This is a genomic window from Porphyromonas endodontalis (genome assembly GCF_052173515.1).
Lineage (GTDB): Bacteria > Bacteroidota > Bacteroidia > Bacteroidales > Porphyromonadaceae > Porphyromonas > Porphyromonas endodontalis_A.
Window position 1 is genome coordinate 1 of record NZ_JBQMYL010000011.1, and the last position, 26,991, is coordinate 26,991.

Genomic DNA, 26,991 nt, shown 5'->3' on the forward strand with positions numbered 1-26,991 from the left:
ATTGCCAAAGACCAATTCGATTTTAACGACTTCCTCAAACAGATCCATCAAATCAAGAAGATGGGGAATATCAGAGACCTTGTTTCCATGATCCCCGGTGTGGGAAAAGCCATCAAGGACATCGATATCGACGATGACGCCTTTAAGGGAATCGAAGCCATTATCTACTCCATGACTCCCGAGGAGCGTGCACACCCTAGTTTGCTCAATGGGCAGCGTCGTAAACGCATTGCCAAGGGGAGTGGTACCACTGTGCAGGATGTAAATAAACTGATTACTCAGTTTGACCAAGCTCGCAAGATGATGAAAACGGTGCAGGCTATGGGTAGTAACCCCAAGCAGATGGCACGCATGCGTCGTAAATAATAAACTACAATACAACTATGGATCCAATGTATCAAATACTAGATGGCCGTAAGATCTCGGCAGAAATAAAGCAAGAGATTGCTCGCGAAGTTGTCGAAATGGAGAAAAAAACGGGGCGTCGTCCTCACCTCTCTGCCATATTGGTAGGGCACGATGGTGGGAGTGAAGCTTATATGGCCTCTAAGGTGAAAAGCTGCGAAGAGGTAGGCTTTGATTCTTCTCTTATTCGCTTCGATAGTGATGTGACGGAGGAGAGACTGCTCCAAGAAATCGATCGCTTAAACAACGATGCCGGGGTGGATGGGTTTATCATTCAGCTCCCCTTGCCCAAGCACATTGATGAGCAAAAGGTGATTGAACGCATTGACTATCGTAAGGATGTGGATGGCTTCCATCCTATCAACGTGGGACGTATGAGCATCGGTTTGCCCTGTTTTGTCTCAGCTACCCCACAAGGTATTGTAGAGTTGTTGCGCCGTTATGCCATCCCCACGAGAGGGAAGCATTGTGTGGTACTAGGGCGTAGCAATATTGTAGGAAAGCCCATTGCCCAACTCCTTATGCAGAAGGGAGAGCCGGGGGATTGTACTGTAACGGTATGCCATAGTCGCACTCCTAACATTAAGGAGGTATGCCTATCTGCCGACATCATTATTGCAGCACTTGGCAGCCCCGAATTCGTGACAGCCGACATGGTAAAGAAGGGAGCTGTTTTGGTGGATGTGGGTACAACACGAGTGCCCGATGCTACCAAAAAGAGCGGTGCTCGCCTTACAGGTGACGTAAAGTTTGACGAGGTAGCTCCTCTTTGCTCCTATATAACCCCTGTGCCTGGTGGGGTAGGACCCATGACGATTGTATCGCTCATGATGAACACGCTCAAGGCAGCTAAGAAGGAAATCTTCTGCGATTAGTTTCCCTTAATAGCTACTTCCACAAGAAAAGAAGAGTGACAAATGGATTTTTCTTGCCCTATGGTTTTTTCTTCCTAGGGTACTCCGTTTGTCGCTCTTACTCTTTTTCTAGAGAACCTTCACCCTAAATAGAGGCAAGCTGATAACCCAAGCTGCAACAGGTCCATGGCGCACTATCTGATTGTTCGCACCTCTTCGTTGGGGGATGTTGCCCTCAGCCTTCGGTTGGTTTATGCCGTGGCTAAGCAGTATCCTGAGCATCGCTTTACCTATCTCATGAAGCCTTCTATTACAGGGATTTTGGTTAGTCCTCCACACAATTTGGAGGCAATGGCGATAGATATTAAGCACTCCGATCACTCATTGTTTGGGCTTATATCTCTGTCGAATAAACTTATATACGACCGCTTTGATGCTATCATCGACTTGCAACGTAGCTGGCGGAGTCGTTTTTTGTCTCGTCGTCTTCGTTGCTGCCGTGCTAGGATTCGTTGCACGCGTATTGCTAAAAGTGCGGTGGTAAAGTGCAGCCAAGAGCATATTTCCCTATCTGATACCGAGCAGATGCTCTCTCTCTTTGCAGATACGTTTGCTCGTGCAGGCCTCCATGTGCAGGCTCCTTACCCCTCTTTCCCTAGGATCCATTACCCTGAGATTCACCCTAATCCTTTTTCCATCGGGATTGCTCCTTTGCAAGGGGAGCAGCCCATCCAAGATGACTTTGAGCGTACTGCAGGGCTTGTTTCTGAGCTTCGCGAGGCGTTCCCACATGCTACGTTTTATCTTCTTGGGGTCAAAAAAGAATTATTTTCTAAGTATAGCGACCTTTTCGAGTTGCTGCCTCGAGGGGTCAATTTCATCACCGGACTATCATTTGCTCACGAGCTAGCCTACCTATCACAGCTCTCTTGCCTTATTACGGTAGATAATTCTATGGCTCATCTTGCCCGATTGATGGATACTCCTTTTATAGAAATTCCTTCGATTCATACGGAGGAGAATACTCTTTTGTCAATCATTCATCAAATACAATCAATAACAAGCGAACAACCTGTTTCCCATGAATGTGAGAATCAATAAACTCCTAAGCGATACGGGCTTAGGCTCTCGCAGAGAAGTAGAAGCCCTGATAGAAGAGGGGCGTGTTTGGATCAATGGAGATCGAGCAGAGCTTAGCGATGTGGTCTCAGAGGATGATGTCGTAGAATTGGATGGGGAGGAACTTCCCGTGCGCGACTTACTCCGGGATATGGCCGCCGAGCAAAAGCAGCGCATTGCTGAGCAGGCTTCTGTACGAATTGGAAGACAATACATTGATGTAGACGACGATAATGATCGACCTCATCGCGCTCGCCCAAAAAATGCAGGGGCAAAAAAGGATCGCCGTGCTGATGGTTTTGCCCCTATGGGGAAGCCTAAAACCGTAGGAGGTCGCCCTGCAAAGTTTCGCAAAGATAGAGAGGACGAGCGTCCTTCTTCTCGTGGAGGTAGAGAAGAGCATCGTTCTTTTGATGCTAAGAAAAAGGGGCGAAAGGGAGGCTTCGACGGCAAGAAGCGTTTTTCTTGATTAGTTGTTTTAGAGAGACTTTATCCCTATGAAAGTTAGTTTGGTACGTCACACTTCTGTGGAGTTAGATGGTAATTTCACTTGCTATGGAGCCCTTGATGTAGAGGTGAATCCTACCTTTGAGCAAGAAGCGAAAGGGGCGAAAGAGCGCATTGAAGGTCTGCAACCCGATGGGGTCTTTACAAGTCCTCTCCAGAGAGCTGTAAAGTTGGCTACCTACTGTGGATATGGCCATGCCGAGCGAGACGACCGCTTGCGTGAAATGAATTTTGGAGCCTGGGAGGGTAAGCCTTGGAGTGAGATTCTAACCACTCAAGACATCCCCGCGTTCTTTAGGTACTATGTGGATCATCGCACGCCCGGAGGGGAGTCTTTGAGCGATCAGCAGCTGAGAGTACGCGCTTTCTTAGAAGAGAAAAAACAGGAGGGCTTCCGGCATATATTGCTTTTCTGCCACGGAGGAGTGATCAATTGTGCTCGCACTCTTGTGGGCGAGACGAGTATTGTTGAGGCGTTTGCTTCCCTTCCCGGATTTGCTTCCCATACTCTTATTGAGTATTGATTATAACCCTTGCTTCTCCTCGTCTTAGGGCGGGGAGGAGGTTTTCTATCCTTACTTTCTATTATTATGGGGGCGTAGAGCAACAATTGTCTACCCTATTTTGGGTAGAATTGCCTGCGCCTGCCAACTATTGCGTATATTTGAAGCAGAATAACTAGAGAGTGAATCATTATGAATAATAAGACCAATGTGCTCCTAGTAGGAGCTAGTACCGAGACCGGTCGTTATGTGCTGAGGCAATTATTGGCACGTAAAGATAATTTCAATATTACCGTTTTTGATGTAAAAAAGAGTCGCTCACAGACGCTACTTGAGCCTCTACGTGACGAAATAAACGTTGTCTATGGCAATATCGCCCTACCGGCAGATACGGTAGAGGTAGTCAAAGGACAAGATTTCGTAATCCATTGCGGTTTCCTCTCTTCGCAAACGGCTTGCAAGAAATACGCCCTTGCTGAGGAGGTTAACGCCCTAGGAACTCGTTTCCTTATCGAGAATCTCGAGCATTATTCTCCCCAAGCCTATTTGGTGATGCTCTCCTCTATTGAAGTATATGGAGACCGCCTAACTGCTCCGATGCTCCGTACAGACGATTTCTTGGCTCCCTCCATTGGCAACTTCTCGGCACTTACACGCATACAAGCAGAGAAGTTTGTACAGGATAGCTCGCTAGAGTGGACCATCTTCCGCCCCGGTATTGTGATGGGGATAGAGATGGAGGATATGGATGGCGAAATCTTCTTGATGCCTCTAGAGTCGCATCTTGAGTTTGTACATGCCGATGACTTGGCTTTTGCCCTCGTAGAGAGCTATCAGCATCGATCCTCTCTCTGGAATAAGGTCTTCAATGTCGGCGGTGGTACTACGTGTCGTGCAGTCTACTCAGAGTTCCTTTCTCGTCTCTTCTCTACGATTGGTTGGGGCGAAATGGACTTCCCCGAGCGCACTTTTGCCACATACAATCGCTATGGCGGTTATTTCTCCGATGGCGATACCTTGGAGGAAATCCTCCACTTCCGTAAATATTCGATCGATAATTATTTCTCGGAATTGGCTAATGCCAAGACCCTGGCGGGTAAGTTGGCCACAAAGCTCTTTGGCGGTCTCCAGAAGAAGAACCTCCTAGCAAAGAGTGAGCCCTACAAGGCATTCCGCCAAAACGACTCTACCAAGATGAAGTACTACTTCTAGAGGGTAGAGGAGTCATTTCCCCCTTTTGATTATTCACCTTTTAAGTTCCGTATATATGGTAAAAAAAGTTCTCTTTAGTCTCTTTGTTGCTCTTTTCCCTGTACTCTCTTTGAGTGCTCAAACAGAGGGTTTCCCTCACTCCAAGGCACACGATCACAGCCACGATGCTAGGATCTTTGTGGGAGGAAGTCTAAACTACTGGTACAATACCGATACCAAAAGCAGTGCCTTTTCTCTCCGCCCGGAGGCAGGGTATTTGTTCAACGATACTTGGGGGGCTGGGGCTTTTCTTGCCTATGAGTTTGAGGAAGATAAGCACTCTGTAGGGGTAACTCCCTTTGTACGCTATTATTATTTGCACCGTCTTCCCTTCAATCTCTACCTCGATGGTTGTTTTGGATGGAATATGACGCTTGCCAAGGATGCTGCCAAGAATACTAAAAAAGAGTATGGTTGGGAGGTAGGAGTGCGTCCAGGGGCTTGTATTGATCTTACAGAAGGTCTCTGCTTGTGCCTGCGTCTAGGTTTCGTAGGATACCGCGATAATTTTGTGATGGGAGAAGAACCCGAGATTGGTGCAAAGGGATTTGGTGTCCGTTTTGCTCCTGAGGAGCTTCAGATCGGGCTCGAATTGGAGTTCTGATCTCTCTCCGCTAGCGGGGTCGTTCTCTTCTAAGGAGAGAATCTATATAGAGAGGGGTAGATTTTTTCTACCCCTTTTTTTAGAACCATACTACCTCTATTCCCACTTACTAAGGAGAGCTTTTGGGGAGAATAGAACGCAAAGAATCGCCCTTGATATGCCAAGGGTAGAGAAGAAGAGGGCGGAATAGGGAAATGTAGATGTTCTCATTTTGTTACCATTGAGGAGCCAAGAGGTCACGACAATGTACGAAGATGAGAAAATTACCCATTAGGGCAACAAAAAAGCCCTCAGTGTTGAGGGCTAAAATTTGTTTGTCAGATGGTGACCCCGGAGAGGCTCGAACTCTCGACCCACTGATTAAGAGTCAGTTGCTCTACCAACTGAGCTACGGAGTCATGCACCTATACTTGGTGACTTCTTTTGGGAATCGCCTCTCCCGCTTCTCGATAGTGACCGATGCAGGATTCAAACCTGCAACCTTCTGATCCGTAGTCAGATGCTCTATTCAGTTGAGCTAATCGGCCAGTCCTAATAGGCGTTATCGATTTCCGAATGCAAAGGTACTACTTAATTTCTAATGCGCAATACCTCTAGGGCTACTTTTTTACTCTCTTACTAGCTCCTAAGAGGCGAGTTTCTCCCTATATATTTGGTTCTTAGTTTTTTATGGCGAAAAAGAATTTTTACTCCTGCGTCAGAATTTTTTCGTTCTGATGCTGTTTGGGCGAGAAATAGAGGAGAAATGGGTTCTTGGGTACTTACAAATCCTAGGTGGGCTTGGGAGACTAGAAAGATAGGCCTCGTGGAGAAGGATTTTATTCTAGGCCAGCAGCAAAAAATTTCTAGGCCTATAGCAATTTATTTTTAGGGTAGAATACTGGGAATTTTCAGGCAGAATAGGGAGGTATTTCTGGGTGGAATAGGGGAGTCGTTTTGGGTGGAAAAGAAAACCCCTTTGAGGATCAATTAGATTCTCAGGAACTATTGCCTTTCTAAGGGGCAGAGAAAACAAAAAGAGACAATCCCGTAAGGAATTGCCTCTTTCCATAGTATGATGTCCCTATTGGTTAAGGGCTCAATTAGTCTTCTCTTCGTAGAGGAATCGTTTGATGCTTCGCTTCGGAGTCTTGACGAAGGGTTCTTCTTGGAGGACAAAGCGAGTAACCTTTTCGTAGGCAGCTACCTGATTGTTGAGTTGAGCTCGGAACTCCTCGATTCGTTGCCAGGCAGCTTCCGGGCTAAGTCCTTCGCGTTGTGCAACCTCCGGGTCGGGCACGATGAGGGCTATCAGCCTATCTGCTCTACGTACCACCAAACTTTCTGCAACGAGAGCGAAGCTGTTGATTTTTTCTTCTATCTCTTCGGGATAGATGTTCTGTCCATTGCTAGAGAGGATCATGGTCTTAGACCGCCCACGTATGAATAGGTTGTTATGCCGATCTAAGGTTCCTAGGTCTCCCGTATGCATCCAGCCATCGGAGGTGAAGAGTTGCGCATTGGCTTCCGGATTTTTGTAGTATCCTTGGCATACATTCATACCTCGTACTTGTATTTCTCCGGGAGCGTTGAGAGGTGCCTCTTCTTCGCGAACGATACGTACTTCCATTGTGGTAAGAGGCTTCCCACAGCTCCCCGGCACCCAACGTTTGTGGTTTTCGTAGCTGATAAGAGGGCCGCATTCGGTCATACCGTACCCAACAGTTAGCGGGAATCGAATCTTTTTTAGGAAAGTACCCACCTGCTCCGATAGGGCCGCTCCTCCTACAATCACTTCGCGAAACTCGCCGCCTAGCGCGTGTTCTAGCTTGCGTCGGATGCTCTTGTACACAATACTTTTGAGCCCGGGTATGTGGGTAAGAAACTTAATAAGAGGTTGCTCTAGCTTGGGAGCAATTGCCTGCTTGTAGATCTTCTCTAGGATGAGGGGAACGGTAATGATGAGTTGTGGGCGCACCTTGGCAAAGGCGGCCATGATAACACGAGGAGAGGGGACTTTTCCCAAGATGGTCACGTGCGCCCCCATGGTGATGGGGGTTATCAAATTGAATGCACAGCTATAGGCGTGCGCTAGGGGGAGGAAGCAAAGTTCACGATGCCCCCGATACATGAGGTCGAGTCGGTGCGCGTAGAGGGCATTACCTGCAATATTTTGTCCGGTAAGGAGCACTCCCTTGCTTACACCCGTGGTACCGCTTGTGTAGTTAATGTACATTACCTCGCTATTCTCTCGCTGAGCAAAGCAGATGCTCTCGCGAGCAAAGCTGCCGCCCTCGGAGTAGAGTTTCCATCGATTGCGGTGGGCAATGGATTCTCTTAGGGCTTTTTCGTTCTCCTCTTTTTGCTTGGCAACGTGTACTATATCCAGCTCTTCTATCCCCATAAGTATCTCTATTTGGGGGCAACGATTAAGGTCTATAGAGGTGCGGAGCTTCTGATCTAGGAAAAGTATGCGAGAGTCGCTATGATCGATAATGCGTTCAGCATCCTGAGGGTTAAAATCCTGTAGGATGGGAACAATTACCGCACCATAGGTAATAGTGGCAATAAATATAATGCACCAGCGTGCCGAGTCCGCCCCCATGAGGGCTACCTTGTCTCCGGCTTTGAGATCTGCCGTGCGAAAGAGGGCATGGAGGCGAGCAATCTCCTGTGCCGCGCTGCCATAAGTAAAGGTTTCGTTTGTATCGTAGTCGGTAAATGCCGGTAAGTCAAAACTCTCTTTGAAGGAGTCTTCGATTACCTTTAGTAGGTTCCTGTTAACGTCGTTATTCGTATATTTATTCATGCACAGTTGTTCTTTAGCTGTGCAAAAGTAGCTCTTATTGATGAATTGTAAGTATAGATAGATACACAAATTGGCCTAAAATGTGTATTTATATGGAAGAATGGAGTGGAATATTGTACCTTTGGGGTTTGTAGAATGAGACCCTAAAGTAGTATGATTTACTCCCTTATCGCGGCAATTGTTGTTGTCCTTTGTCTTGCCTTTTTACTCTTGAGAGAGCATCGTATTTCCCTATCTATCAGAGATAAAGGAGAGCAGGATCAGGCCGAGATAGTAGAGGCGCGTACTATAATCTCGGTACAAAAAGAGGAGATCCGAAGAGTAACTGAGGAGCGTGAGCAAAGGCAAAGCTCCCTTGAGCAATTGAGGAGCGAAAAGGAGAACCTAGAGCACGAGAGCTATCGTTGGCAGGTAGAGTGTCAGCATCTGCAACGCGCTCTCGAAGAGGCGAAACAGAAGAATCAAGACCAAGCCAAAGAGCTTCAGTTGCAGTTCAAAGAGATTGCCACGCAGATTGTGGAAGAGCGTTCTAAAACCTTAGGAGTACGCAACGAGGAGACGCTTCGCCCCTTGCGAGAGGATATAGAACGCCTCGGTAAGAGGGTAGAGGAGACCTATAGTGCTGAGTCGCGCGAGCGTATCTCATTGCAAAGTACCATCCGAGATCTAATGCAGCAGAGTGGCACACTAAGTACCGAGACGAATGCCCTTATCAAAGCCCTCAAGGGGGATAGCAAAGTGCAGGGGGACTGGGGAGAGATGATCCTTGAGAACATTTTGCAGTCGAGTGGCCTGCGGCGTGGTGAGGAGTATACGGTGCAGGAGACCTTACGAGATGAGCAAGGGGATGTGTTACGTCCCGCGGGAGAGAGGAGTGCTTTGCGCCCCGATGTGATCGTGCGTTACCCTAATGGCGGGGCTATGGTAATCGATAGTAAGGTCAGTCTTACAGCTTATAGCAGATACGCTGCCACAGAAGATGATGAGGAGCGTAAGCGTTTTGCTCAAGAGCATCTCGATAGTGTGCGTAAGCATATTGCAGAGCTATCGGCCAAGCGTTATCCTGAGTTTGTAAAGGGGGCTCCCGACTTTGTTGTGCTATTTATACCTAACGAACCGGCTTATACCCTGGCTCTCATGCAAGATCCCTCTCTCTGGGAATCGGCATACGCAAAGGGGGTTGTGCTCATCAATGGTACCAATTTGATCGCCGTACTGCGCATGGCGCAAGATATGTGGCAGCGAGATCGACAAATTAAAAATGTGGAAGAGATTGTACAGCGTGCCAGTGCCATGTACGACAAGTTTTGCACTTATGCAGCTACGCTTGTAGAGACGGAAGATAAGATGGTAAAGGCAACAGAGAGTCTGCGCAAGGCACGAGGGCAATTGAGCGAGGGGCGAGGAAACTTTATCCATCAGATGGAGCAATTACGCGAATTGGGCGTCAAGAATACCAAGAACATCCCGACTAGTATTTTGCCTCCCACGGAGTAATCTTTACTCTATCATAAGGTTTTGCCCCAAGATCCTATCCGTTGCGTGATAGGCACTTGGGGCTTCCTTTTATTGTGTCTGTTTAAGATCTTAGTTTCTGCCACCCATCATCGGAGGCATATCTCTGGATTCTCTTTACTCCTCTTCGTACATATTGTACGAGATGTTGCTCTCTTTCCATTTGTCATTCGGGGTTACATCGCCATCAGGATAACCTATAGCAATAGTATTAAGAGGAATTAAAAACTCCGGTAGCCCAAGAACCTCAGATACAGCGGCACAGCGTTCTTCTGAAGGGTAGGTGCCAGTCCACACGGCTCCTAGTCCCAGTCCGGTAGCTACTAGGAGAATATTCTCCGAGGCTGCAGAGCAGTCCTGAACCCAAAGCTCGCGTGCATTGCCGTCGAGGGCCTTAGTCATGTCGCCACAAACCACAATAGCTAGCGGAGCCTTAGCGACCATCTCAGCGTAAGGATTGACCTTGGAAAGTTTTTGCAGTAAACTCTTATCCGTAACAACGACAAAGTGCCAGGGTTGTTTGTTTTTGGCCGTTGGGGCTGCCATCCCTGCCCGGAGCAATTTTTCTATCTTTTCCTCTTCAACAGACTTATCTAGATAGGAGCGGACAGATGTTCGCTCGAGAATATTGTTGAGAACCACTTCCGAGGTGTCCTGTTGTTGCGCCTTCTCTCCCCCTGTTACTGCAAGCTTATAGCCGAGGAATACAAGTGCAATGGCGAGTGCTACATTGAGAATCGTTGAAGTCTTCATGTCCTTTATTTCTTGTTTTTAGAACTTGAATATTGACTGTACTTAAAGAGAGAACCTGTGGGACAAACAAAGCGGCAGTAGGGTTGTATAACTACTGTGGAAAGGGCCACGAATGCTACAGCAATGGCAATGACCACCCATGAGGCTGATTGGAAAACAAAGGCAGAGAAGGGCTCGTAATCGATCCAATCGAACCATACACCTGTCCACAAACATAGCATGAGTACAGCCCATAGGATCTGGCGAAAGATATCCAAGAGCTTGATCGCCTTTGGCTTCATTTTAATCTGATACTTTACGCATTTCCCTGCAAGCTCTTGCAATGAGCCGAGCGGACACACATGTGTACAGTAGTACGATTTCTTGCCAAAAAGGGGATACACGAAGGCGGTAATAAGCATGATAACCGGTATGATTAGCGCTACTACATTCATCCCATTTGACATATAGCTGACCATTGATGTGTAGTTCAGAAACGAGCCGCACCAGAAGCCTAGTACGACAACATTAAGGATTTGCTGAGCTATCCTATAGTGTTTATTCCTAACAAAAAGTGGTACAATGGCAGCTAAGAGCACGACAATTAGTCCGGCTATAGCCTTAGCAGAAAGGTCGAAATCTGACCAGATTGATCCCTTTACGGGATTATTCGCCGCGTACTGAAGTCCTCGCTGTACGTTCTCGATGATAGCCTCTGATGTGAATGTTGCACCGGATACTCCGTCTACTTCCAGTTGCTGTGCTTCTTCTATGGTCAGCCCATCCCATTCACTAAGAAGGATTGATGCCGACTCAAAGAACTTGGGAGTCTCTGAATTTGGGAGAGCCTTGACACTTTTAATTCTACCCTCTTGCAAAGTGATTTCCAAAGGTACGGTACCTGCATAGCCTATGATGTCTTTTCCCAGTTCCGTAGTATTTAATCGTATTGAACCATCTTCGAGGCGGGTCATCGTGTCCGTCTTAGTAGTCTCCTCCTGTTGCTGCTTGAGATCGTGTCCTAAGACCTTTCCGTCTCTACGAATACTTATTGTCATGACCAGCAGGAGAGATATTATCAAGTATAACAACTGCTGTAGTTTCCCCGAATAATTCTTCATATAGCCTTTACATTATTGTTTCTTTTTACATTAAGGAGTTTCTGTAGATCTATCTCTTTTATCCCTCAATAGAGGAGAACGTGAGTTGTAGATAACGGCGGGTATTGGGGGTGATGGCAAAAGCCTCCGTGCGCTGCATGGGTACCACCCAAAGAGGTTGCTCACCTGCTCGAAGTAGGGGAATAGAAGAAAAAAGTACCGGTACTACTCCCTTTTCATTCAGTATTTTATGGATAGTTTTCCGCCCTTTGAGCCCAAAGGGTTGTATTTTCTCCTCTGGATCTATTACGGAAATGGAGAGAGTAACCACGTCTTTAGTATCAGTGTGGTGTTGACTTAGAGCATCCCAATCCAGCACGATAGAGAGAGGGGAAGTGGGGATAGCTTCATTCTTCTCGTGGATGGAGTAGGAAAAAATGCCGTAGGAGGTGCTTATCTCTCCTTGGTTCGAGTCTATGCGAAGATATTCCACGGCTCCTTCGTTTTCTCTCAGAGGCTTAGAGATGAGGTGGAGTAACCCTTTGCGACATTCTAGCGTGTGGCTATTTGCCGTAATGCTAACGGGGTGGGAGGATGAGAGTTGTGCTGCAAATTGCTCAATAGCATCTGCAGAAAAACCTTTCCCTTTCGTAATATAATGGAGCAAGGTAGGGGCAACGCCCGAGCGGAGTAGGCTCTCTACTTTATAGGTTGATATAGCGGTATAAGAGATGGGAAAGGGCTGAGGTACACGTGCTTCTGTAAGTAGTGCTTCGATACCTTTTTGGTATATAGTCTCGGCATCTCGCAGGTGTGCCAGTGTACTTCTAGAGGTGGTAAGGAATTGGGGATTAAGTTCCTGGAAAAGCGGAATGATGCGATGACGGATGGCATTTCGCTTGATGGAGGTATCTTGATTGGTGCTGTCGTTGCAAAACGGTTGCCCCAATAGATGAAGAAAATCGTGAATCTCTTTGGGGTGCACATCAAGTAAAGGGCGGATAATCGAACCGCGTTTGGGCAGAATGCCACGGAGCCCGGTAAGCCCTGTTCCCCGAGAGAGATTTCCCAAAAGTGTCTCTACATTGTCTTGCAAGTGATGGGCTACTGCGATGGCTTCAATGCCCCGCTTGGAGGCTTCTTGCTCAAATGCTTGATAGCGGAGGTCACGAGCGGCCATCTCCACGGATAGCCCATGGGTCGTGGCATAGGCACGGGTATCAAAGTGATGAACCTCTAACTCAATCCCTAATTGAGCCGTAAGATTTCGGCAGAATAGCTCATCTCGAAGACTCTCTTCTCCTCTCAAATGGAAATTGCAATGTATGGCAATTGGGTGATACTCAGTAATCTGTAAGGCAAGTAGTAGTGCAACCGAATCAGCCCCTCCGCTTAGAGCTACGAGTACAGAAGCGTGTGGCTCCAAAAGTTGATAGCGACTGATGCTTTGTCGCATGGCCCGCATCAAGGGGTGGTGATAGACCTGAGGATTCGTCTTCATAAGGCGAATTTACAAAAATAGGGCATACCAAAAGTTGTTACTTCTGATACACCCTACATTTATATTAGGAGGAGATACTCAAAAGGTGTTTATTGCATTTTGAGTAGATCTGGGTCGATAATGATACGTCCGCAATACTCGCAAATAATCTCTTTTTTGTGGAGTTTGATTTCGAGCTGACGCTGAGGGGGAATGCGATTGAAGCATCCACCACAAGACTCACGGTCGATGGGTACAACGGCAAGTCCGTTGCGAGCCCCATTGCGAATGCGGTGGAAGAAAGCAAGTACACGGGGATCTTGGATCTCTTTCTCCTGCTTAGCCGCTTCTTTGCGTAGCCTTTCTTCGTCTTCGTGTGTCTCTTGTATGATGCTGTCGAGCTCCGATTTCTTCGCCTTTAGGTCGCCTGCACGGAGTTCGAATTGTTCCTTGTATTTTGCAATATCAGCCTTGCGAGCTTGTAGCTCTTGGGTGTATTCGCGTATTTTCTTCTCGCTGAGGGTAATCTCTAACTCTTGGTATTCAATCTCTTTTGAGAGGTTGTCATACTCACGATTGTTGCGAACATTATCTATTTGAGCCTTGTATTTCTCGAGCAACTCTCGAGACTGAGCTATCTTGCTGCGTTCTGCAGTAACCGATTGTGATAGGGTTTTGGCAGAAGAAGCCGTATTGTCGAGACGTGTTTGCAACTGAGCAAGGTCGTTCTCTATGTTCTCAACTTCGAGAGGAAGTTCGCCACGAAGTATTTCAATTTCATCTATGCGCGATAGGGTTGCCTGCAGACGAGCCAAAGCGGTGAGACGCTTTGCTACACGTTCTTCTGCGGTTTCTGGTTGGGCAACCGAAGCGGCATCCTCTAGCTTTTTGGCGGTAGGTTCTTTTTTTGCTGGCGTTTCTTTCTTGGCCATATTACTTATAGGTGATTAACCGGATTATTGTCGTACAACGACTCTCGAAGCGCAAAGTTAGGGAATTTTGCCGAGATAATGTCGCTAAATAGCCTGCGAGCGATGGATTCACTCTCGTGATGTCCGATGGTGACAAAGAGGAGATGACCGGCTGCGTCTAGGTAGTCGTTGTATTTTCCCTCGCCCGTAAGGTAAACATCGGCATGCTGTGTGATGGCGTTGGATAGAAAACTCCCTCCGCTTCCTCCGCACAGAGCAACGCGAGAGATGGTTTTCCCTAGGGGGCGAGAATAGGCAACGTGCTCGACCTCAGACCACTGAGAGACTTTTTTGAGGAACTCCTCTTCGCTGATGGGCTGAGGTAGTTCGCCGATAACACCCGTGCCAATTTTGTCTTGTGGAGTTGCTAGGGAAATGAGCTCGTAGGCAGGTACTTCGTAAGGATGGGAAGCGTAAATCGCTTCTATTACTTTGTGAACGAGATGAGGCTCTACAAGGAGAGAAATTTGTGTTTCTGCCACCTCCTCCAGTTCTCCTAGAGAGCCAATTGCAGGGTTCGCTCCCTCCAATGGACGGAAATGCCCTCGCCCCTCTACCGAAAACGAACAACTATCGTAGCATCCTAATCTCCCTGCTCCTGCGGCGCACAAAGCCCTCTCCACTTCGGGAGCAGAGGCGGTGGGCACCATAACCGATAGCTTGTAAAGATTGCAAGGCTGCGCTACAAGGGCGCGTGTCTGTTGCAGTTGCAGTCGCTCAGCAAGGTAGTGGTTAATCCCTTTAGCCGCATTATCCGCATTGGTATGAGCCGAATAGATGGCTACGTCATGCTTGATAGCGAGGGCAACGGTGCGCTCTTGGTAGGTCTTACTCCCGATGCGTTTGAGAGGACGGAAGAGTAGGGGATGATGGGTAATAAGTAGGTTACAGCCATTCTCTAGAGCCTCTTGTACGGTGGCTTCTGTTGCCTCTACGGCAAGCATAGTCCCGGTGCACTCAAGGTTCGGGTTGCCTACTTGCCAGCCGCTGTTGTCCCAAGTCTCCTGTAGAGACAAGGGGCAAACTTCTTCTAGGGCTGCAATTATATCGAGATGGGTAGGCATCTAAAGATTTACTGCTCTTTGGCCGGGCGGAGGATGAGGTTGAGTTCATCAAGTTGTACCTGATCGATTGCCGAGGGGGCATCAATCATTACATCACGGCCGGCGTTGTTTTTGGGGAATGCAATGCAGTCACGGATGGAGTCTAGACCTGCCATGATAGAAACCCAGCGGTCAAGCCCGAATGCTACCCCTCCGTGGGGAGGTGCTCCGTACTTGAAGGCGTTCATCAAGAACCCGAATTGCTCCTCGGCCTTCTCCTTGGTAAACCCAAGAACCTCAAACATCTTATGCTGCAATTGAGAGTCGTGGATACGGATGGATCCGCCGCCAACTTCTACACCATTGATCACCATGTCGTAGGCATTGGCGCGCACGGCTCCGGGATCGGTGGAGAGGAGAGAAATGTCTTCCGGCTTGGGGGAGGTGAAGGGGTGGTGCATTGCGTAGAAGCGTTGCGTCTCTTCGTCCCACTCGAGTAGGGGGAAGTCCACAACCCACAGACACTCGAACTTGTTGGGGTCTTTGAGTCCGGCAAGGTCGGCGACGTGCAGACGGAGTGTCCCGAGCTGCTTGAGTACACTATAGCGTTCCTCGCCGAGTAGTATGAGGACGAGGTCTCCGCTCTTTGCCTCTGCTGCTTGAGCTATTGCTTTGAGCGCATCAGCATCGAAGAATTTATCTACGGAACTCTTGAACGAACCATCGGCATTGCACTTGATCCAGATGAGTCCCTTTGCTCCTACTTGAGGACGCTTTACATAGTCTGTAAGTGCGTCAATCTGCTTACGCGTATACTCGGCGGCTCCCTCTACGGCAATGGCTCCCACATAGGCAGCTTCGTCCATAAGACTCATGCCGTGCCCTTGGGCTAGAGTGGTAATCTCGCGGATAGGCATCCCGAAGCGGAGATCCGGTTTGTCACTCCCGTAGCTATTCATGGCTTCGTGCCAGCTCATTCTACGGAAAGGGGTAGCGGGAGTGACTCCACGTATTTTGCTGAAAAGCTCTATGGCGAGACCCTCGAAGACCGTGAGGATATCCTCTTGGTCTACAAAGCTCATCTCGCAGTCTATCTGCGTAAATTCGGGCTGACGATCGGCACGAAGGTCCTCATCACGGAAGCACTTCACGATCTGGAAGTAGCGATCCATCCCAGCCACCATCAAGAGCTGCTTAAAGGTTTGAGGAGACTGTGGTAGAGCGTAAAACTCGTTAGGATTCATACGCGAAGGCACTACAAAGTCGCGAGCCCCTTCGGGGGTAGACTTGATGAGCATGGGAGTCTCAATCTCCAAAAATCCCAAGCGATCTAGGTAATTGCGAGTAAGGAGAGCCATGCGATGGCGTAGCTCGATATTGCGCTTTACGGGGTCGCGACGGAGGTCGAGATAGCGATACTTCATGCGGAGGTCGTCTCCTCCGTCTGAGTTGTCTTCGATGGTAAAGGGAGGCACCTCCGAGGAATTGAGTACTCGGCAGCTTGTTACCTCTAGCTCAATATCCCCTGTTGCTATCTTGTCGTTTTTGGCAGACCGCTCACGCACCACGCCGGTGGCTTGTAGTACACATTCGCGCCCTACACCATCAAGAGCCGATTGGAGCTCGGGGTGTGCAGAGTCGAATACAAGTTGGGTAATGCCATAGCGATCGCGAAGATCGAGGAACGCCATAGCCCCCATTTTACGAAGTTTACTTACCCAACCTGCAAGAGTTACCTCACTACCTATGTGCTCTTTGCGGAGCTCTCCGCACGTATTTGTCCTGTACATTTTGTTCTTTTGTTAGCCTATAATCTCTCTATCCGGAGAGCTGTCATTTATAGCCACAAAGGTACTAATATTTGTATCTATATGGTTGTCACGAAAGACAAACCCCACTCCTACAATCAGAAAGAATGCAGGGAGTGGGGCTCTTTATGAGTATGGGTGCAAGATCAAATTCCCCTTATGGAGAGTTTACACCCGGTAAAAAGGGCGAGTTTATTACTCTGCGCCGGCCTTTCTATTGAGGAAGATATGGGCAAGAAACCCGATGATAACTAAGCCCAAGCCACCGCCCAATGTAACATTGCTCGTCTGATCTAAAAAGTGAGGTATAGCGATAACTAACACTCCGATGAGGAGGAGTATTGATCCGAGATACTTTAGGAGATTGTTCATATAGCTCTGTACTATCTATTTTGTTCTGAGTGCAAATTAAGCGATTATTGCTGAATCGGAGAAATCTTTGCTTAGAAAAAGCAGCCCTATTGCCCTATTAGGTAGGGAAGATAGGCTGGTTTTCTCTTTGATTTCATTAGAATTCGGCATTGTTTGGGGTGCGAGGGAAGGGGATAACATCGCGGATGTTGCTCATCCCCGTTACGAAGAGAAGGAGACGCTCGAAGCCTAACCCAAAGCCGGCATGAGGCACTGTGCCAAAGCGACGAGTATCTAGATACCACCAAATATCTTTCTCGGGAACTCCCATCTCTTGAGCGTGGGTACGAAGTTTGTCAAAGTCAGCTTCACGCTCACTACCGCCGATAATTTCTCCGATTAGTGGAAAGAGAACGTCCATGCCTCGTACCGTTTTGCCATCCTCGTTTTGCTTCATATAGAAGGCCTTAATCTCCTTCGGATAGTCGGTCATTATTACGGGTTTTTGGAAGTGCTGCTCCACAAGGTAGCGCTCATGTTCGCTGGCAAGGTCTACGCCCCAGTACACGGGGAATTCAAATTTATGCCCTTCGGCAATGGCCTTTTCGAGTATCTCAATCCCTTGCGTATAGGTGATGCGCTCGTAGCTATTGGCAAGGACGAAGCGAAGACGATCCATTAGTCCTTTATCGAAGTGCTCCGAGAGGAAAGCCAAATCGTCCGCACAATTATCAAGAGCCCACTGTACACAATGCTTGGTAAACTCCTCTGCAAGATCCATGTTGTCGTGCACGTCGAAGAACGCAATTTCGGGCTCAATCATCCAAAACTCAGCAAGGTGACGAGGCGTATTGGAGTTTTCTGCACGGAAAGTGGGACCAAAAGTATAAATCCCTCCAAGGGCAAGGGCTGCCAGCTCTCCCTCTAGTTGCCCTGAAACGGTAAGGGCGGTAGGTTTACCGAAGAAGTCTTTTTTGTAATCCACTTCGCCGGCTTTGTTAAGGGGTAACTTATCTAGGTTTAGAGTCGTTACGCGGAACATTTGTCCTGCTCCCTCCGCATCACTAGAGGTAATGATGGGGGTATGCACATAGTAGTATCCCTTCTTATGAAAGAAGTCGTGGATGGCAATTGCCATGTTGTGTCGGATACGTAATATGGCACCAAAGGTATTGGTACGGGGGCGTAGATAGGCAATATCGCGGAGGAACTCTAAAGAGTGTCCTTTCTTCTGCAGGGGATAGCTATTGGGGTCGCATGTGCCGAATATGGTAATCTCTTCAGCTTGTAACTCAATGCTTTGTCCTGCTCCCTGAGAGGCAACGAGGGTGCCTCGTACAGCCAGAGATGCCCCAGTCGTGATTTGTTGCATAACCTCGGGTGAGAAGCGAGCCAGATCTGCTACGATTTGTAGATTATGGATACAGCTACCATCATTGAGTGCAATGAAGCTTACCGCTTTATTGCCACGGCGCGTACGCACCCAACCCATAACTGTGATTTCTTGATCTAATGTAGGCGAGGCAATAACCTCTTTAATCATCAATCTTTTCATGTACCGATATTGTTATACTCTCTCTATTTTATTCGTAGAAGTCGTGACGGAGGTTGCGTACTTCGTCCTCAGTGAGGTAACGCCATCTGCCTCGTGGTAGATCTTTTTTTGTCAAGCCGGCAAAGTAAACGCGATCGAGTTTGTAAACGCGATAGCCAAGATGCTTGAATATACGACGCACGATGCGATTGCGACCCGAGTGGATCTCTATACCCACAATGGCGAGATTGTTTTCGTCTACATAGCTGATAGCATCTGCATGGATCTCCCCATCTTCGAGCTCTATGCCCGAAGCGATTTGTTGCATGTGCTCCACCGATACGGGTTTATCGAGCGTTACTTGATAGATTTTCTTCTTTTCGTACTTGGGGTGCATGAGCTTTGCTGCCAGGTCACCATCGTTGGTAAGGAGGAGAAGCCCTGTGGTATTCCTATCAAGACGACCAACCGGATAGATACGCTCGTTGCAGGCGTTACGTACCAAGTCTATGGCTGTGAGTCGTTTTTCGGGGTCGCTACTGGTAGTTACGCAGTTGCGTGGTTTGTTGAGCAGTACGTATATCTTCTTTTCGATGGAAACGGGCTTCCCATCTACCGAAATAAAGTCTTCTCGAGTGACGTGTTTCCCTAGTTGTGTGACGATTTCTCCATTTACAGAGACGTGCCCATCCACGATGAGTTGGTCGGCAACACGGCGAGAGCATACGCCCGAACTGGCCAAAAACTTATTGAGACGTAGAGGAGTCTTAGGATCCACCGGCATCTCAGGATAAGAGATAACCTCCTCCGGTCTGCGTTGAATTTTCTTCTTTTTCTTTTTCTTGCCTTTGGGGGATTGACCTGCATGTTGTGCTTTTTCATCGAGAGGCTCAGCGTTGTGACGCTTCTTTTGTCGCTCAAAAGGATAGATGGGTCTATCGTCCTCTCTGCCTCCCTCTTGAGAAGAACGTCTGTCGCGGACGTGGTAGGTGGGTCGATGAGAAGAGGTGCGTACAGGCTCATCTTGCTCGAGCATTTGCATGGTGCGCCCTATCACTTCGTCTGCTTCGCGTGAAAGTTTGTCAAACATGCCTTCGAGAGATATATCCCAATCTTCGTCATTGTTGCTCTCCTTTTGCTGTGCCACAGCACGGGAGGCATCGTTGTTTCTACTAATGATGGAAGCACTACCACGCTTGTCTTCGTCGGTAGAAACAAGGATACAACTTTTGCGGTCGGTGGTTTGGGAAATCCGGGTGCGGGTACGCTTGCGTCCTCCTGTATTTGTTTTAGTTGGGGTCTCGTTGTTTGAGACTTTTGATTCTGAAGCTGTGGCTTCTTGCTCTTTCTCAGGTGCTGCCTCTGCTGAGGACTTCTCTGAGTTTTGGAGTGCTTTTTCTTCAGATTCGATGGAGTCTTTATTTTCCATTCGGATAATTCAGTGATCTACTTTTAGGTGAGTGTAGACTCTTTTTGTTTTGTACTAATAAAATATTTGTCTTGATCTCGTACACCTCTCGTGTATGGAATCAAGATGATGAAAAGGCAAATACCGGATGGAATAGAATGGTATTTTGTTCCTCCTATCTTGCCCCTTGATCAAAAACTTTCCTTGATTCTTTGGCTATAACTTTGTCTGCTTTCAGTTTATTCCTTTCCTACAGACCCTCACAAAGGTAGTGATTTATTTATATACCTACGTAAGTTTGGGGAGAAATGGCACGCATTTCTTCTTTGATGCTTGGGGCTACATCCAACGTGTCAATAAAGCGATGGATGCTCTCCTCCGTCATGGCTTCGCCCGTACGTGTGAGTTGCTTTAGCGTTTCGTAAGGGTTGGGGTATCCCTCTCTTCTTAGTATGGTTTGTAGGGCTTCTGCTACCACCTCGTAGTTGCTTTGCAAGTCGTGGGCGATGGCATCTTCGTTCAGAAGTATCTTTCCTAACCCCTTTTCGAGGCTCTTTAGTGCAATAAGAGTGTAGCCCAGGGGTAGCCCTTCGTTGCGGATAACGGTAGAGTCCGTCAGGTCGCGTTGTAGGCGAGATATAGGGAGCTTCGATGCCAAGAATAGAGCTATCGAACTAGAGAGCATCAGATTGCCTTCTGCGTTTTCAAAGTCAATAGGATTTACCTTGTGAGGCATGGCAGAGGAGCCAACTTCGCCTGCTTTGATGCGCTGTTTGAAGTATCCCATGGAGATGTACATCCATACGTCTCGGGCAAGATCGACCAAAATGGTATTGATGCGTGCTATGCTTTCGAGCAGAGCTGCCAGATGGTCATAGTTTGATATTTGGGTTGTAATTTGCTCCCTTTCGAGCCCCAAAGAGGCTACGAAATGGTTGCCAAATTGCTTCCAATCAATTTCGGGATAGGCTACATGGTGTGCATTAAAGTTACCTGTTGCCCCACCAAATTTAGCCCCAAAGGGTATTGCATGATAGAGCTTTAATTGCTCCTCTAGTCGGTACACATACACCCCGAACTCCTTGCCTAGGCGAGTGGGGGAGGCGGGTTGCCCATGCGTCCGAGCCAGCATGGGGATTTCTGCCCACTCATGGGTGTATTTGCGGAGAAGCTCCAATACTCGAGAGAGTGCCGGCTCAAAAACCTCTTTGAGAGCCCCTCGGAGCATCATCGGGAAGGCTGTGTTGTTGATGTCTTGAGAGGTAAGTCCAAAGTGCACGAACTCCTTAGCCCACGATAGATTGAGGGCATCAAAAGCAGTCTTTATGTAGTACTCAACCGCCTTGACGTCATGATTGGTTACAGACTCAATCTCCTTTACCTTAGCAGCCTCCTCGGGAGTGAGCATGCGGTAGAGGTCGCGTAGCTGCTCCTTTGTGGCTGAGTCTATTTTGCTTTGCAGCTGAGGAAGCGTATCCGACAGGGCAAGAAAATATTCTATTTCAACCCAAATGCGGTAGCGAATTAGGGCATATTCGGAGAAAAAACTACGCAGGTCTTGCGTCTTAGATTGGTAGCGTCCGTCAAGGGGAGTAAGTGCCAGGAGACTATCGAGAGACATAAACAAATTGATAATGATGAGGGATAGAAGATTTTTTTATCGGTATAGGAGGGCTACAGCCTGGGCGGCGATTCCCTCTTTTCGCCCTGTGTAGCCTAGATGTTCTGTAGTTGTTGCTTTTATAGAGATGCGTACCTCTTTACCCAAAATGGCAGCAATGCTCTCCTTCATAGCCTCTATATAGGGAAGCATCTTGGGTGCCTGAGCTATGATTACGAGGTCTATGTTGCCAATGCTCCAGCCCTCGGAGGCTACGAGAGAGGCTACACGCTCTAACAAAATACGGCTGTCTATCCCCTTGTAACTATTGTCGCCAGGCGGGAAGTGGTAGCCTATATCGCCCAAGGCTGCTGCTCCTAGGAGAGCATCGCAGAGGGCATGAAGAGCCACATCCCCATCGGAATGCGCTTCCAATCCCATCTCGTAGGGGATTTCTACTCCGCAGATACGTAGGGGGTATCCTACTGCCAATCTATGTACATCGAAGCCCGTGCCAACGGAGAAGGGACAACTCATATCACAATCGTGTTTAGGTTTGTTGGAGAGGTCTTTTAGCGAAGGAGGTTGCGAATCCCATCCATATCAAAGGAGAGCGAGAAGCGCAACGTCTGATCCAGAGGGTTACTGGGGACTGCTGATATTAGGTAAGAGGCGTCGAGACTGAAGACACTCATCTTGAATCCGGCACCTGCTGTAAAGTACTGTAGATTCCCTTTATTGGGGTGTTGGTACTGATAACCGGCACGAAGGAAGAAGCGATTGTTGTAGCTATACTCGGCTCCGATCCCTAGGTTTATCTCTTGGAGTTCTTCCTTAAATCCCCCGGGTGCATCGCCAAACGACTTGAAGATACCGGCAATAGAGGAGGTTTTTTGGTACTCTTCTATCTTACGTGCATATTCATCCGGCTTGGTGGGGTCTTTGATAGGAGGCGTGGGAACCAACAGTTTGTTGGCCTCGATATTGAGAGAGAGGGCGTTGTAATCGTCGAAGGGGTAGAGAATACCCGTACCTACACGCAGGTTGGTAGGAATAAACATAGACTGATTGCCACCGTAAGATATCTTGGTACCGATATTGCTAATGTTGAAACCGAAAGTCCAGAGAGGCTCGGAGTCACCGGCCACGAAGTACTTAGTCAGATAGCCGGCAATGTCGGCAGCGAAGGCGTTGCCCGCACGATTTTCTCCCGTACTACTTGCTGTGTTTTGATCGCTACGAATGTAACGGAGTACAACTCCCATAGAGTAATCGGAGGTTATCTGCAACGAGTAACCAAAGTCTAGAGCAAACTCGTTAGGGTGAGCCTCCCCTAGAGAACGTGCAAGGTCGTCGAAAGTACGAATGGTACCAAGCGAGAAGAAACGTAGAGAAGCACTCAGAGCTTGGTTGTTTTCGCTACCAATCTTGTAGTACCCGGTGAGTTCCATTAGTTTGATATCGTTTACCAACTTGGCAAGCCATGGGGTATAGGTAAAACTAACTCCGGCTTTGCTCGATAGCAACGCGTACTTAGAGGGGTTGTAATACTGCGAATTAACATCGGGAGTAGAGCTTACACCAACATCGCCCATACCCGCAGCACGAGCTCCCGGGGATATGTGAAGCGAAGGCACCGAGGTGGTGACTGCGTTGAAGCGTTGCTCTTGTACATCATTTTGTGCCACGAGGGCAAGCGTAGAAATAATAACGGAGACTCCTATAACTAGGAGACGCTTTAGGATTGTACGATTCATCTTAATTCTATACGTGTCAAGTTGTGTAACTTAGTTGGTGTACTCTTTTGTTCACAACTCTATTGTGCCGCAAAAGTACAATATTCTATTCATTTGGTTGCCCCGGAGGAGCTCTCTTCTAGGAGTAATTTCCCCATCGTTGTAGCACTTTTTCCATTGCTACCGGATAGGGTACACCTATATATATATAGTCCTCTTATGGGTGAGGTTTGATAGGTAGTAGTGGGAGTCCAAGGGATACGAATGCTCCCTTGTGAGGGAGATACAAGGCTAAATGATGGGCTCTTGGCCACGCATCGCCCTGTGAAGTCGAAGAGCTCAATGGTAAGAGACATCTCCTCCCCGGGAGTATTTGTAAATATCTCAAAGGTGATGGGAGTACCAAGTAAGGCCGGATTGGGGAAAGCTTGAGAGGCAGCAACTTGGGGAGCCAAATCTTTGTTTACACGGAACGAAATACTCTTGTCTGCCGCATTATTAAAGACGTCCCATACACGGAGGGTGGCGGTGTGATCTCCCTCGGGTAGCGTGGGAAGTAGGTACACGACGGAGCCCTTGCCAGCCTCTAGTTGGTTGGCTCTATAGTAATCGTTGAGAGTAAAGGTGTAGGTAGGATTGTTGTCTATGGACAACGTAATACCATGCCCTAGGCCTCCTGCCGATAAATTGATACCGCTCATATCAAAAAGATCTGCCACGAATAGAGGAGTAGTGCCCACCACAATGGGAGCTCTGAGGGTGGAGTCATTGAGATAAATCCTCTGTATCTCAGGAGGGGTTTTGTCCTCTTCAGATCCACTCCCTCCCATCTCTAGCTTGAGAGATTTATCCACACCCATGGCTTCACGCTTAAGAGAAGATGAGTAGGCATAGAAGTTGATTTTCCCTTTTTTATCGGAATAGGAAATATCTTTGGGTACCACAAAAGAGGCTGAGAACTGCCCATTTACAACCTCGGCATTACCGGCATAGATAATCCCGGGGTACTCTGAGAATTTGTATACACTCTCTTGATACTCCGGTATGTTTTCTTCTAGTGTAGAGGAGATCTGCTCAGCATCGAATACGGTAATGGCAATCGTACCATTGAAGTTCCCATCGATAGTTCCGCCCAAATCGTGTATAGCCCCTTCGAGCGAAACACGCTCAAGAGCATGTAGAGAAATACCTTTTTGAGGATCGGGTTGCTTTCCATTTATCTTGAGTAGGGCTACTTGATGCGTGGGCATCTTAAGGCGTAGGGCTGGGTCGCCTATCAACGAGAAGTTGAGTTTGTTAATCGTATCTGAGGTGTAGGCACTGTTCTTGGCATTGCGCAATACATCGCCCAATTGATGTAACCGCCCTCCCTTGTCTTGCGTGAAGAGTGTGCGCAAAAAATGTCTGTTTAGCTCTTGATTGGGGACATCGAATACCACACGAGTGGTGGTAAAGAGGGCAGAGGCTCCCCCTCTATCGTTGAGGAATGCCACCTCTCCTGCCGAGGTTGTACTATTGTCGTAGGGACAGAAATCACAAGTGGCTGTGATCCAGAGAGGGAGGCGCTTGTTGCTTAGCCGCTGTACGTCGGGGAGGGTCATTATCTGCTCGTCCGTCCAAGCCGTAGGGCTACCATGCCCTGTATAATTGACAAGAAGGAGCCCTTGGTCTATAGCATCTAGGAGCTTCCGTTTGGCTGTGGGTACGGTGGTAAGCCCATTAACGGTGCTCTTGGGAAAGGCATCGAGGTACACCTTGTTTACGATGAGCTCGGGTTGTATCTCCTCTAGTATCTCAGTAAGCTCATTGGCTTGCCTGGCATGCGAATAGCCATCTTGGTTGTCTGCAAGGAAGAGGGTACGCGTCTTCCATACCCCGGGATCTCCGTTTTCGGCGTAGCGAATGGTCTTGTCTACGGCAGCTTTAGCTTCGCCAAGAGTACGAATGGGGAACCTCCCAATCCCAATAGATAGCTGTTTGCGGCCATTGGTCAGATGGTCTTCTCCATCGCGGAGGTAGCCAAAGTAGTCGTCCGTAGTATAGCTATAGATGTTGAGAGAATTGGAGCTCTGGTAAGTGAGTAGGAAGGGGGTGTTTTGTAGACCGACGCTCTCCCAATGCACGCTTACCTTGCGGTTGTCTGCTGCGCCATCACCAAAGAGAAGGAGCTGTTGTGCTGATTGCTTCTCTCCGGGGTGGGCTGCCATCCAACGGTCGTAAAAGTATTTTGCCATTAGGCGATAGGCTGTAGCGTCGGGAGTCCCTGCATTGAATTCGTTAAATAGAGCCGTCTCTCCCACTACGAGTACTTGCATGCCATCTGCCGAGCGATGGTACTCGGCAAGTCGCTCCGCTTCGGAGAGAAATGCCTCCGGAGAGAGTATGATAAGATCGGGCGTAGGGGCTGAGTGTATATCCTGGTTGGCAACCTCCCCTACGACGTTTGGGGTATAGGCATCTTGCCAAGAGCATGCCAAAAAGTTATAGGGTTGGCCCTCTCGGTCGAGTGCTTGTGTGGTAAAAGAGTGTGTACCTCCACTCTGAGTGGTCTGTACACGATAGGGGAGGGATCCTTCGGGAGAAGTTGCGAGTATGATACCATCTTGGGGCAGCCCCGAGACCTGATATAGGAGCGCATCGCTCCCCTCTTGTATTCTGCGAAAATCTGTTTGCTGCCCTGTAGTGTAGTGTAATCTTTGTTCAATAATAAACTCAAGAAAGTCTACATAGGCATTTTCTCCGGCAGGGCGATAGGAAGCGTCCAGTGCGAGATTTCTAGAACTGCTCGTTGCCGTCACATTGGGTCTAAAGTGGTAAATACCGGCAAGGAAGTCACGAGATGTATGATCTTCGCTTAAAGAAATAGGATCTTTTACAAGCTCTTTACCATCAAGAGAGAGTGTAAAGAAGCCTTGGGTAGTGGGGCGAGCCATGTAGGCATAGTTTACTTTGAGGGCGTTGCCGGCTTGTTCGCCATGCCCGAGATTTACGAGGATTCGCTTGGGCTGCCCGCCCATGAGAGGCTCTCCAAAGAGCATTCGTCCCGATTGTTTAGGGGAGAATATGTCTCGCTCGTGTAGTACAAGGGCATCGTAGGTAGAGGTGAGAGCCGGAGCTGTTTGGGGGGCTGTCGGTTTGCGCTCCTCCATGGGTAGGGGGCCGGGCGTTGCGGCGTCGCTAAGAAGGTAATACCCAAGGCGTGTGTAGTGGTTGGTCACATGCCTATAGCACTTTTGAGCGGTATCGTAGTACCAGTGAGTCGTGCCCTCTCCATAGAAATAGATTGCATTGTTGTGCCTAAGGAGGGGCACTTGGGGGAGCCCTGCCACCGAAGAGGCTTTCTGCAAATCTTCGCTAAGTAACCTCCCTCCACGCCCATAGACGCCTACTGCTTCGGGATTACTAAAACCCATTTGGCGTAATTTGTCGTAGGAGAGCGTGTATAGTCCCGATTTGTCTACACTTATCTTGACCCATCGACCTGTGGAAAGGGGGGAGCTTTCGTCTGCTCTATTTTGAGCAAAAACGTACCCTCCCATCCCTAAGAAGAGGAAGAAAAGGCTCCCGATAATAAGAGCAAATCGGATCAGTTTATGGTGATAGTCTGTAGGAAATAGCACTACAGAGAGGAGACTATTGCGCTTCTTCATGCTTATATAACGGATAAGTAGGGCTCTCTAGT

Annotated in this window: 21 protein-coding genes, 2 tRNA genes and 1 pseudogene; 8 read left to right on the forward strand and 16 right to left on the reverse strand. The window is 48.2% G+C overall.

Annotated elements, in window-relative coordinates; genetic code table 11:
- The 7 genes and pseudogenes from ACTTHR_RS06300 to ACTTHR_RS06330 all read left to right on the forward strand — a co-directional run.
- Positions 1-366, forward strand: a pseudogene (locus tag ACTTHR_RS06300) (signal recognition particle protein); the annotation flags it as partial.
- Positions 367-383: 17 nt separating this feature from the next.
- Positions 384-1,280 carry a bifunctional methylenetetrahydrofolate dehydrogenase/methenyltetrahydrofolate cyclohydrolase FolD gene (folD, locus tag ACTTHR_RS06305; RefSeq protein ID WP_314813647.1) on the forward strand — a complete coding sequence of 299 codons (897 nt, stop codon included), beginning with the start codon at positions 384-386 and terminating at the stop codon, positions 1,278-1,280.
- A 165-nt stretch (positions 1,281-1,445) separates the two neighbouring features.
- Complete coding sequence (locus ACTTHR_RS06310; protein WP_442605564.1) at positions 1,446-2,360, forward strand: glycosyltransferase family 9 protein; 915 nt, start codon at positions 1,446-1,448, stop codon at positions 2,358-2,360.
- Positions 2,341-2,847 (forward strand): S4 domain-containing protein, encoded by a 507-nt coding sequence (locus tag ACTTHR_RS06315; protein ID WP_276774785.1) that lies wholly within the window; start codon positions 2,341-2,343, stop codon positions 2,845-2,847. Before ACTTHR_RS06310 ends, ACTTHR_RS06315 begins: the two co-directional genes overlap by 20 nt.
- A gap of 28 nt (positions 2,848-2,875) precedes the next feature.
- Complete coding sequence (gene cobC, locus ACTTHR_RS06320) at positions 2,876-3,409, forward strand: alpha-ribazole phosphatase family protein (RefSeq protein WP_281676609.1); 534 nt, start codon at positions 2,876-2,878, stop codon at positions 3,407-3,409.
- Positions 3,410-3,580: 171 nt separating this feature from the next.
- On the forward strand, positions 3,581-4,600 hold the full coding sequence (locus ACTTHR_RS06325; RefSeq protein ID WP_424777220.1) for an NAD-dependent epimerase/dehydratase family protein: 1,020 nt from the start codon (positions 3,581-3,583) through the stop codon (positions 4,598-4,600).
- A 55-nt stretch (positions 4,601-4,655) separates the two neighbouring features.
- Positions 4,656-5,243, forward strand: a complete 588-nt coding sequence (locus ACTTHR_RS06330) for a hypothetical protein (RefSeq protein ID WP_424777219.1) — start codon at positions 4,656-4,658, stop codon at positions 5,241-5,243.
- A 322-nt stretch (positions 5,244-5,565) separates the two neighbouring features.
- Here ACTTHR_RS06330 and ACTTHR_RS06335 read toward each other — a convergent pair.
- The 3 genes from ACTTHR_RS06335 to ACTTHR_RS06345 form a co-directional block, all read right to left on the reverse strand.
- Positions 5,566-5,641: transfer RNA gene (locus ACTTHR_RS06335), tRNA-Lys, on the reverse strand.
- Positions 5,642-5,696: 55 nt separating this feature from the next.
- A tRNA-Arg gene (locus ACTTHR_RS06340) sits at positions 5,697-5,770 on the reverse strand.
- Positions 5,771-6,321: 551 nt separating this feature from the next.
- Positions 6,322-8,031, reverse strand: a complete 1,710-nt coding sequence (locus tag ACTTHR_RS06345; RefSeq protein WP_442605565.1) for an AMP-binding protein — start codon at positions 8,029-8,031, stop codon at positions 6,322-6,324.
- A gap of 153 nt (positions 8,032-8,184) precedes the next feature.
- Between ACTTHR_RS06345 and rmuC the strand changes: the two genes are divergently transcribed.
- Positions 8,185-9,528 carry a DNA recombination protein RmuC gene (rmuC, locus tag ACTTHR_RS06350; protein ID WP_442605566.1) on the forward strand — a complete coding sequence of 448 codons (1,344 nt, stop codon included), beginning with the start codon at positions 8,185-8,187 and terminating at the stop codon, positions 9,526-9,528.
- Between the two features lie 135 nt (positions 9,529-9,663).
- Here the strand turns inward: rmuC and ACTTHR_RS06355 are convergent, their stop codons facing one another.
- The 13 genes from ACTTHR_RS06355 to porU form a co-directional block, all read right to left on the reverse strand.
- Positions 9,664-10,299, reverse strand: a complete 636-nt coding sequence (locus ACTTHR_RS06355) for a nitroreductase family protein (RefSeq protein WP_442605567.1) — start codon at positions 10,297-10,299, stop codon at positions 9,664-9,666.
- 5 nt (positions 10,300-10,304) lie between these two features.
- Positions 10,305-11,399 (reverse strand): FMN-binding protein, encoded by a 1,095-nt coding sequence (locus tag ACTTHR_RS06360; RefSeq protein ID WP_442605568.1) that lies wholly within the window; start codon positions 11,397-11,399, stop codon positions 10,305-10,307.
- Positions 11,400-11,457: 58 nt separating this feature from the next.
- Positions 11,458-12,879 carry a tRNA lysidine(34) synthetase TilS gene (gene tilS / locus ACTTHR_RS06365; protein ID WP_442605569.1) on the reverse strand — a complete coding sequence of 474 codons (1,422 nt, stop codon included), beginning with the start codon at positions 12,877-12,879 and terminating at the stop codon, positions 11,458-11,460.
- Positions 12,880-12,968: 89 nt separating this feature from the next.
- Complete coding sequence (locus ACTTHR_RS06370) at positions 12,969-13,790, reverse strand: zinc ribbon domain-containing protein (protein ID WP_304285418.1); 822 nt, start codon at positions 13,788-13,790, stop codon at positions 12,969-12,971.
- A gap of 5 nt (positions 13,791-13,795) precedes the next feature.
- Complete coding sequence (locus tag ACTTHR_RS06375; RefSeq protein WP_304285419.1) at positions 13,796-14,893, reverse strand: Nif3-like dinuclear metal center hexameric protein; 1,098 nt, start codon at positions 14,891-14,893, stop codon at positions 13,796-13,798.
- Positions 14,894-14,901: 8 nt separating this feature from the next.
- A complete protein-coding gene (aspS, locus tag ACTTHR_RS06380; RefSeq protein WP_442605570.1) occupies positions 14,902-16,662 on the reverse strand; it encodes an aspartate--tRNA ligase in 1,761 nt (586 codons plus the stop codon).
- 213 nt (positions 16,663-16,875) lie between these two features.
- Entirely contained in the window at positions 16,876-17,052 is a 177-nt protein-coding gene (locus ACTTHR_RS06385) for a hypothetical protein (protein ID WP_004334041.1), read from the reverse strand.
- Positions 17,053-17,188: 136 nt separating this feature from the next.
- Entirely contained in the window at positions 17,189-18,586 is a 1,398-nt protein-coding gene (gene asnS, locus ACTTHR_RS06390) for an asparagine--tRNA ligase (protein WP_442605571.1), read from the reverse strand.
- 28 nt (positions 18,587-18,614) lie between these two features.
- A complete protein-coding gene (locus tag ACTTHR_RS06395; RefSeq protein ID WP_276774752.1) occupies positions 18,615-19,994 on the reverse strand; it encodes a pseudouridine synthase in 1,380 nt (459 codons plus the stop codon).
- A gap of 259 nt (positions 19,995-20,253) precedes the next feature.
- Positions 20,254-21,594, reverse strand: coding sequence for an adenylosuccinate lyase (purB, locus tag ACTTHR_RS06400; RefSeq protein ID WP_442605572.1), 1,341 nt, complete (start codon positions 21,592-21,594; stop codon positions 20,254-20,256).
- Positions 21,595-21,630: 36 nt separating this feature from the next.
- Complete coding sequence (ispF, locus tag ACTTHR_RS06405) at positions 21,631-22,110, reverse strand: 2-C-methyl-D-erythritol 2,4-cyclodiphosphate synthase (protein ID WP_442605573.1); 480 nt, start codon at positions 22,108-22,110, stop codon at positions 21,631-21,633.
- Positions 22,111-22,145: 35 nt separating this feature from the next.
- Positions 22,146-23,330: a type IX secretion system outer membrane channel protein PorV gene (porV, locus tag ACTTHR_RS06410; protein ID WP_004334043.1), complete on the reverse strand. Its 1,185-nt coding sequence runs from the start codon at positions 23,328-23,330 to the stop codon at positions 22,146-22,148.
- Between the two features lie 89 nt (positions 23,331-23,419).
- Entirely contained in the window at positions 23,420-26,959 is a 3,540-nt protein-coding gene (gene porU / locus ACTTHR_RS06415) for a type IX secretion system sortase PorU (RefSeq protein ID WP_442605574.1), read from the reverse strand.
- Positions 26,960-26,991: the final 32 nt, after the last annotated feature.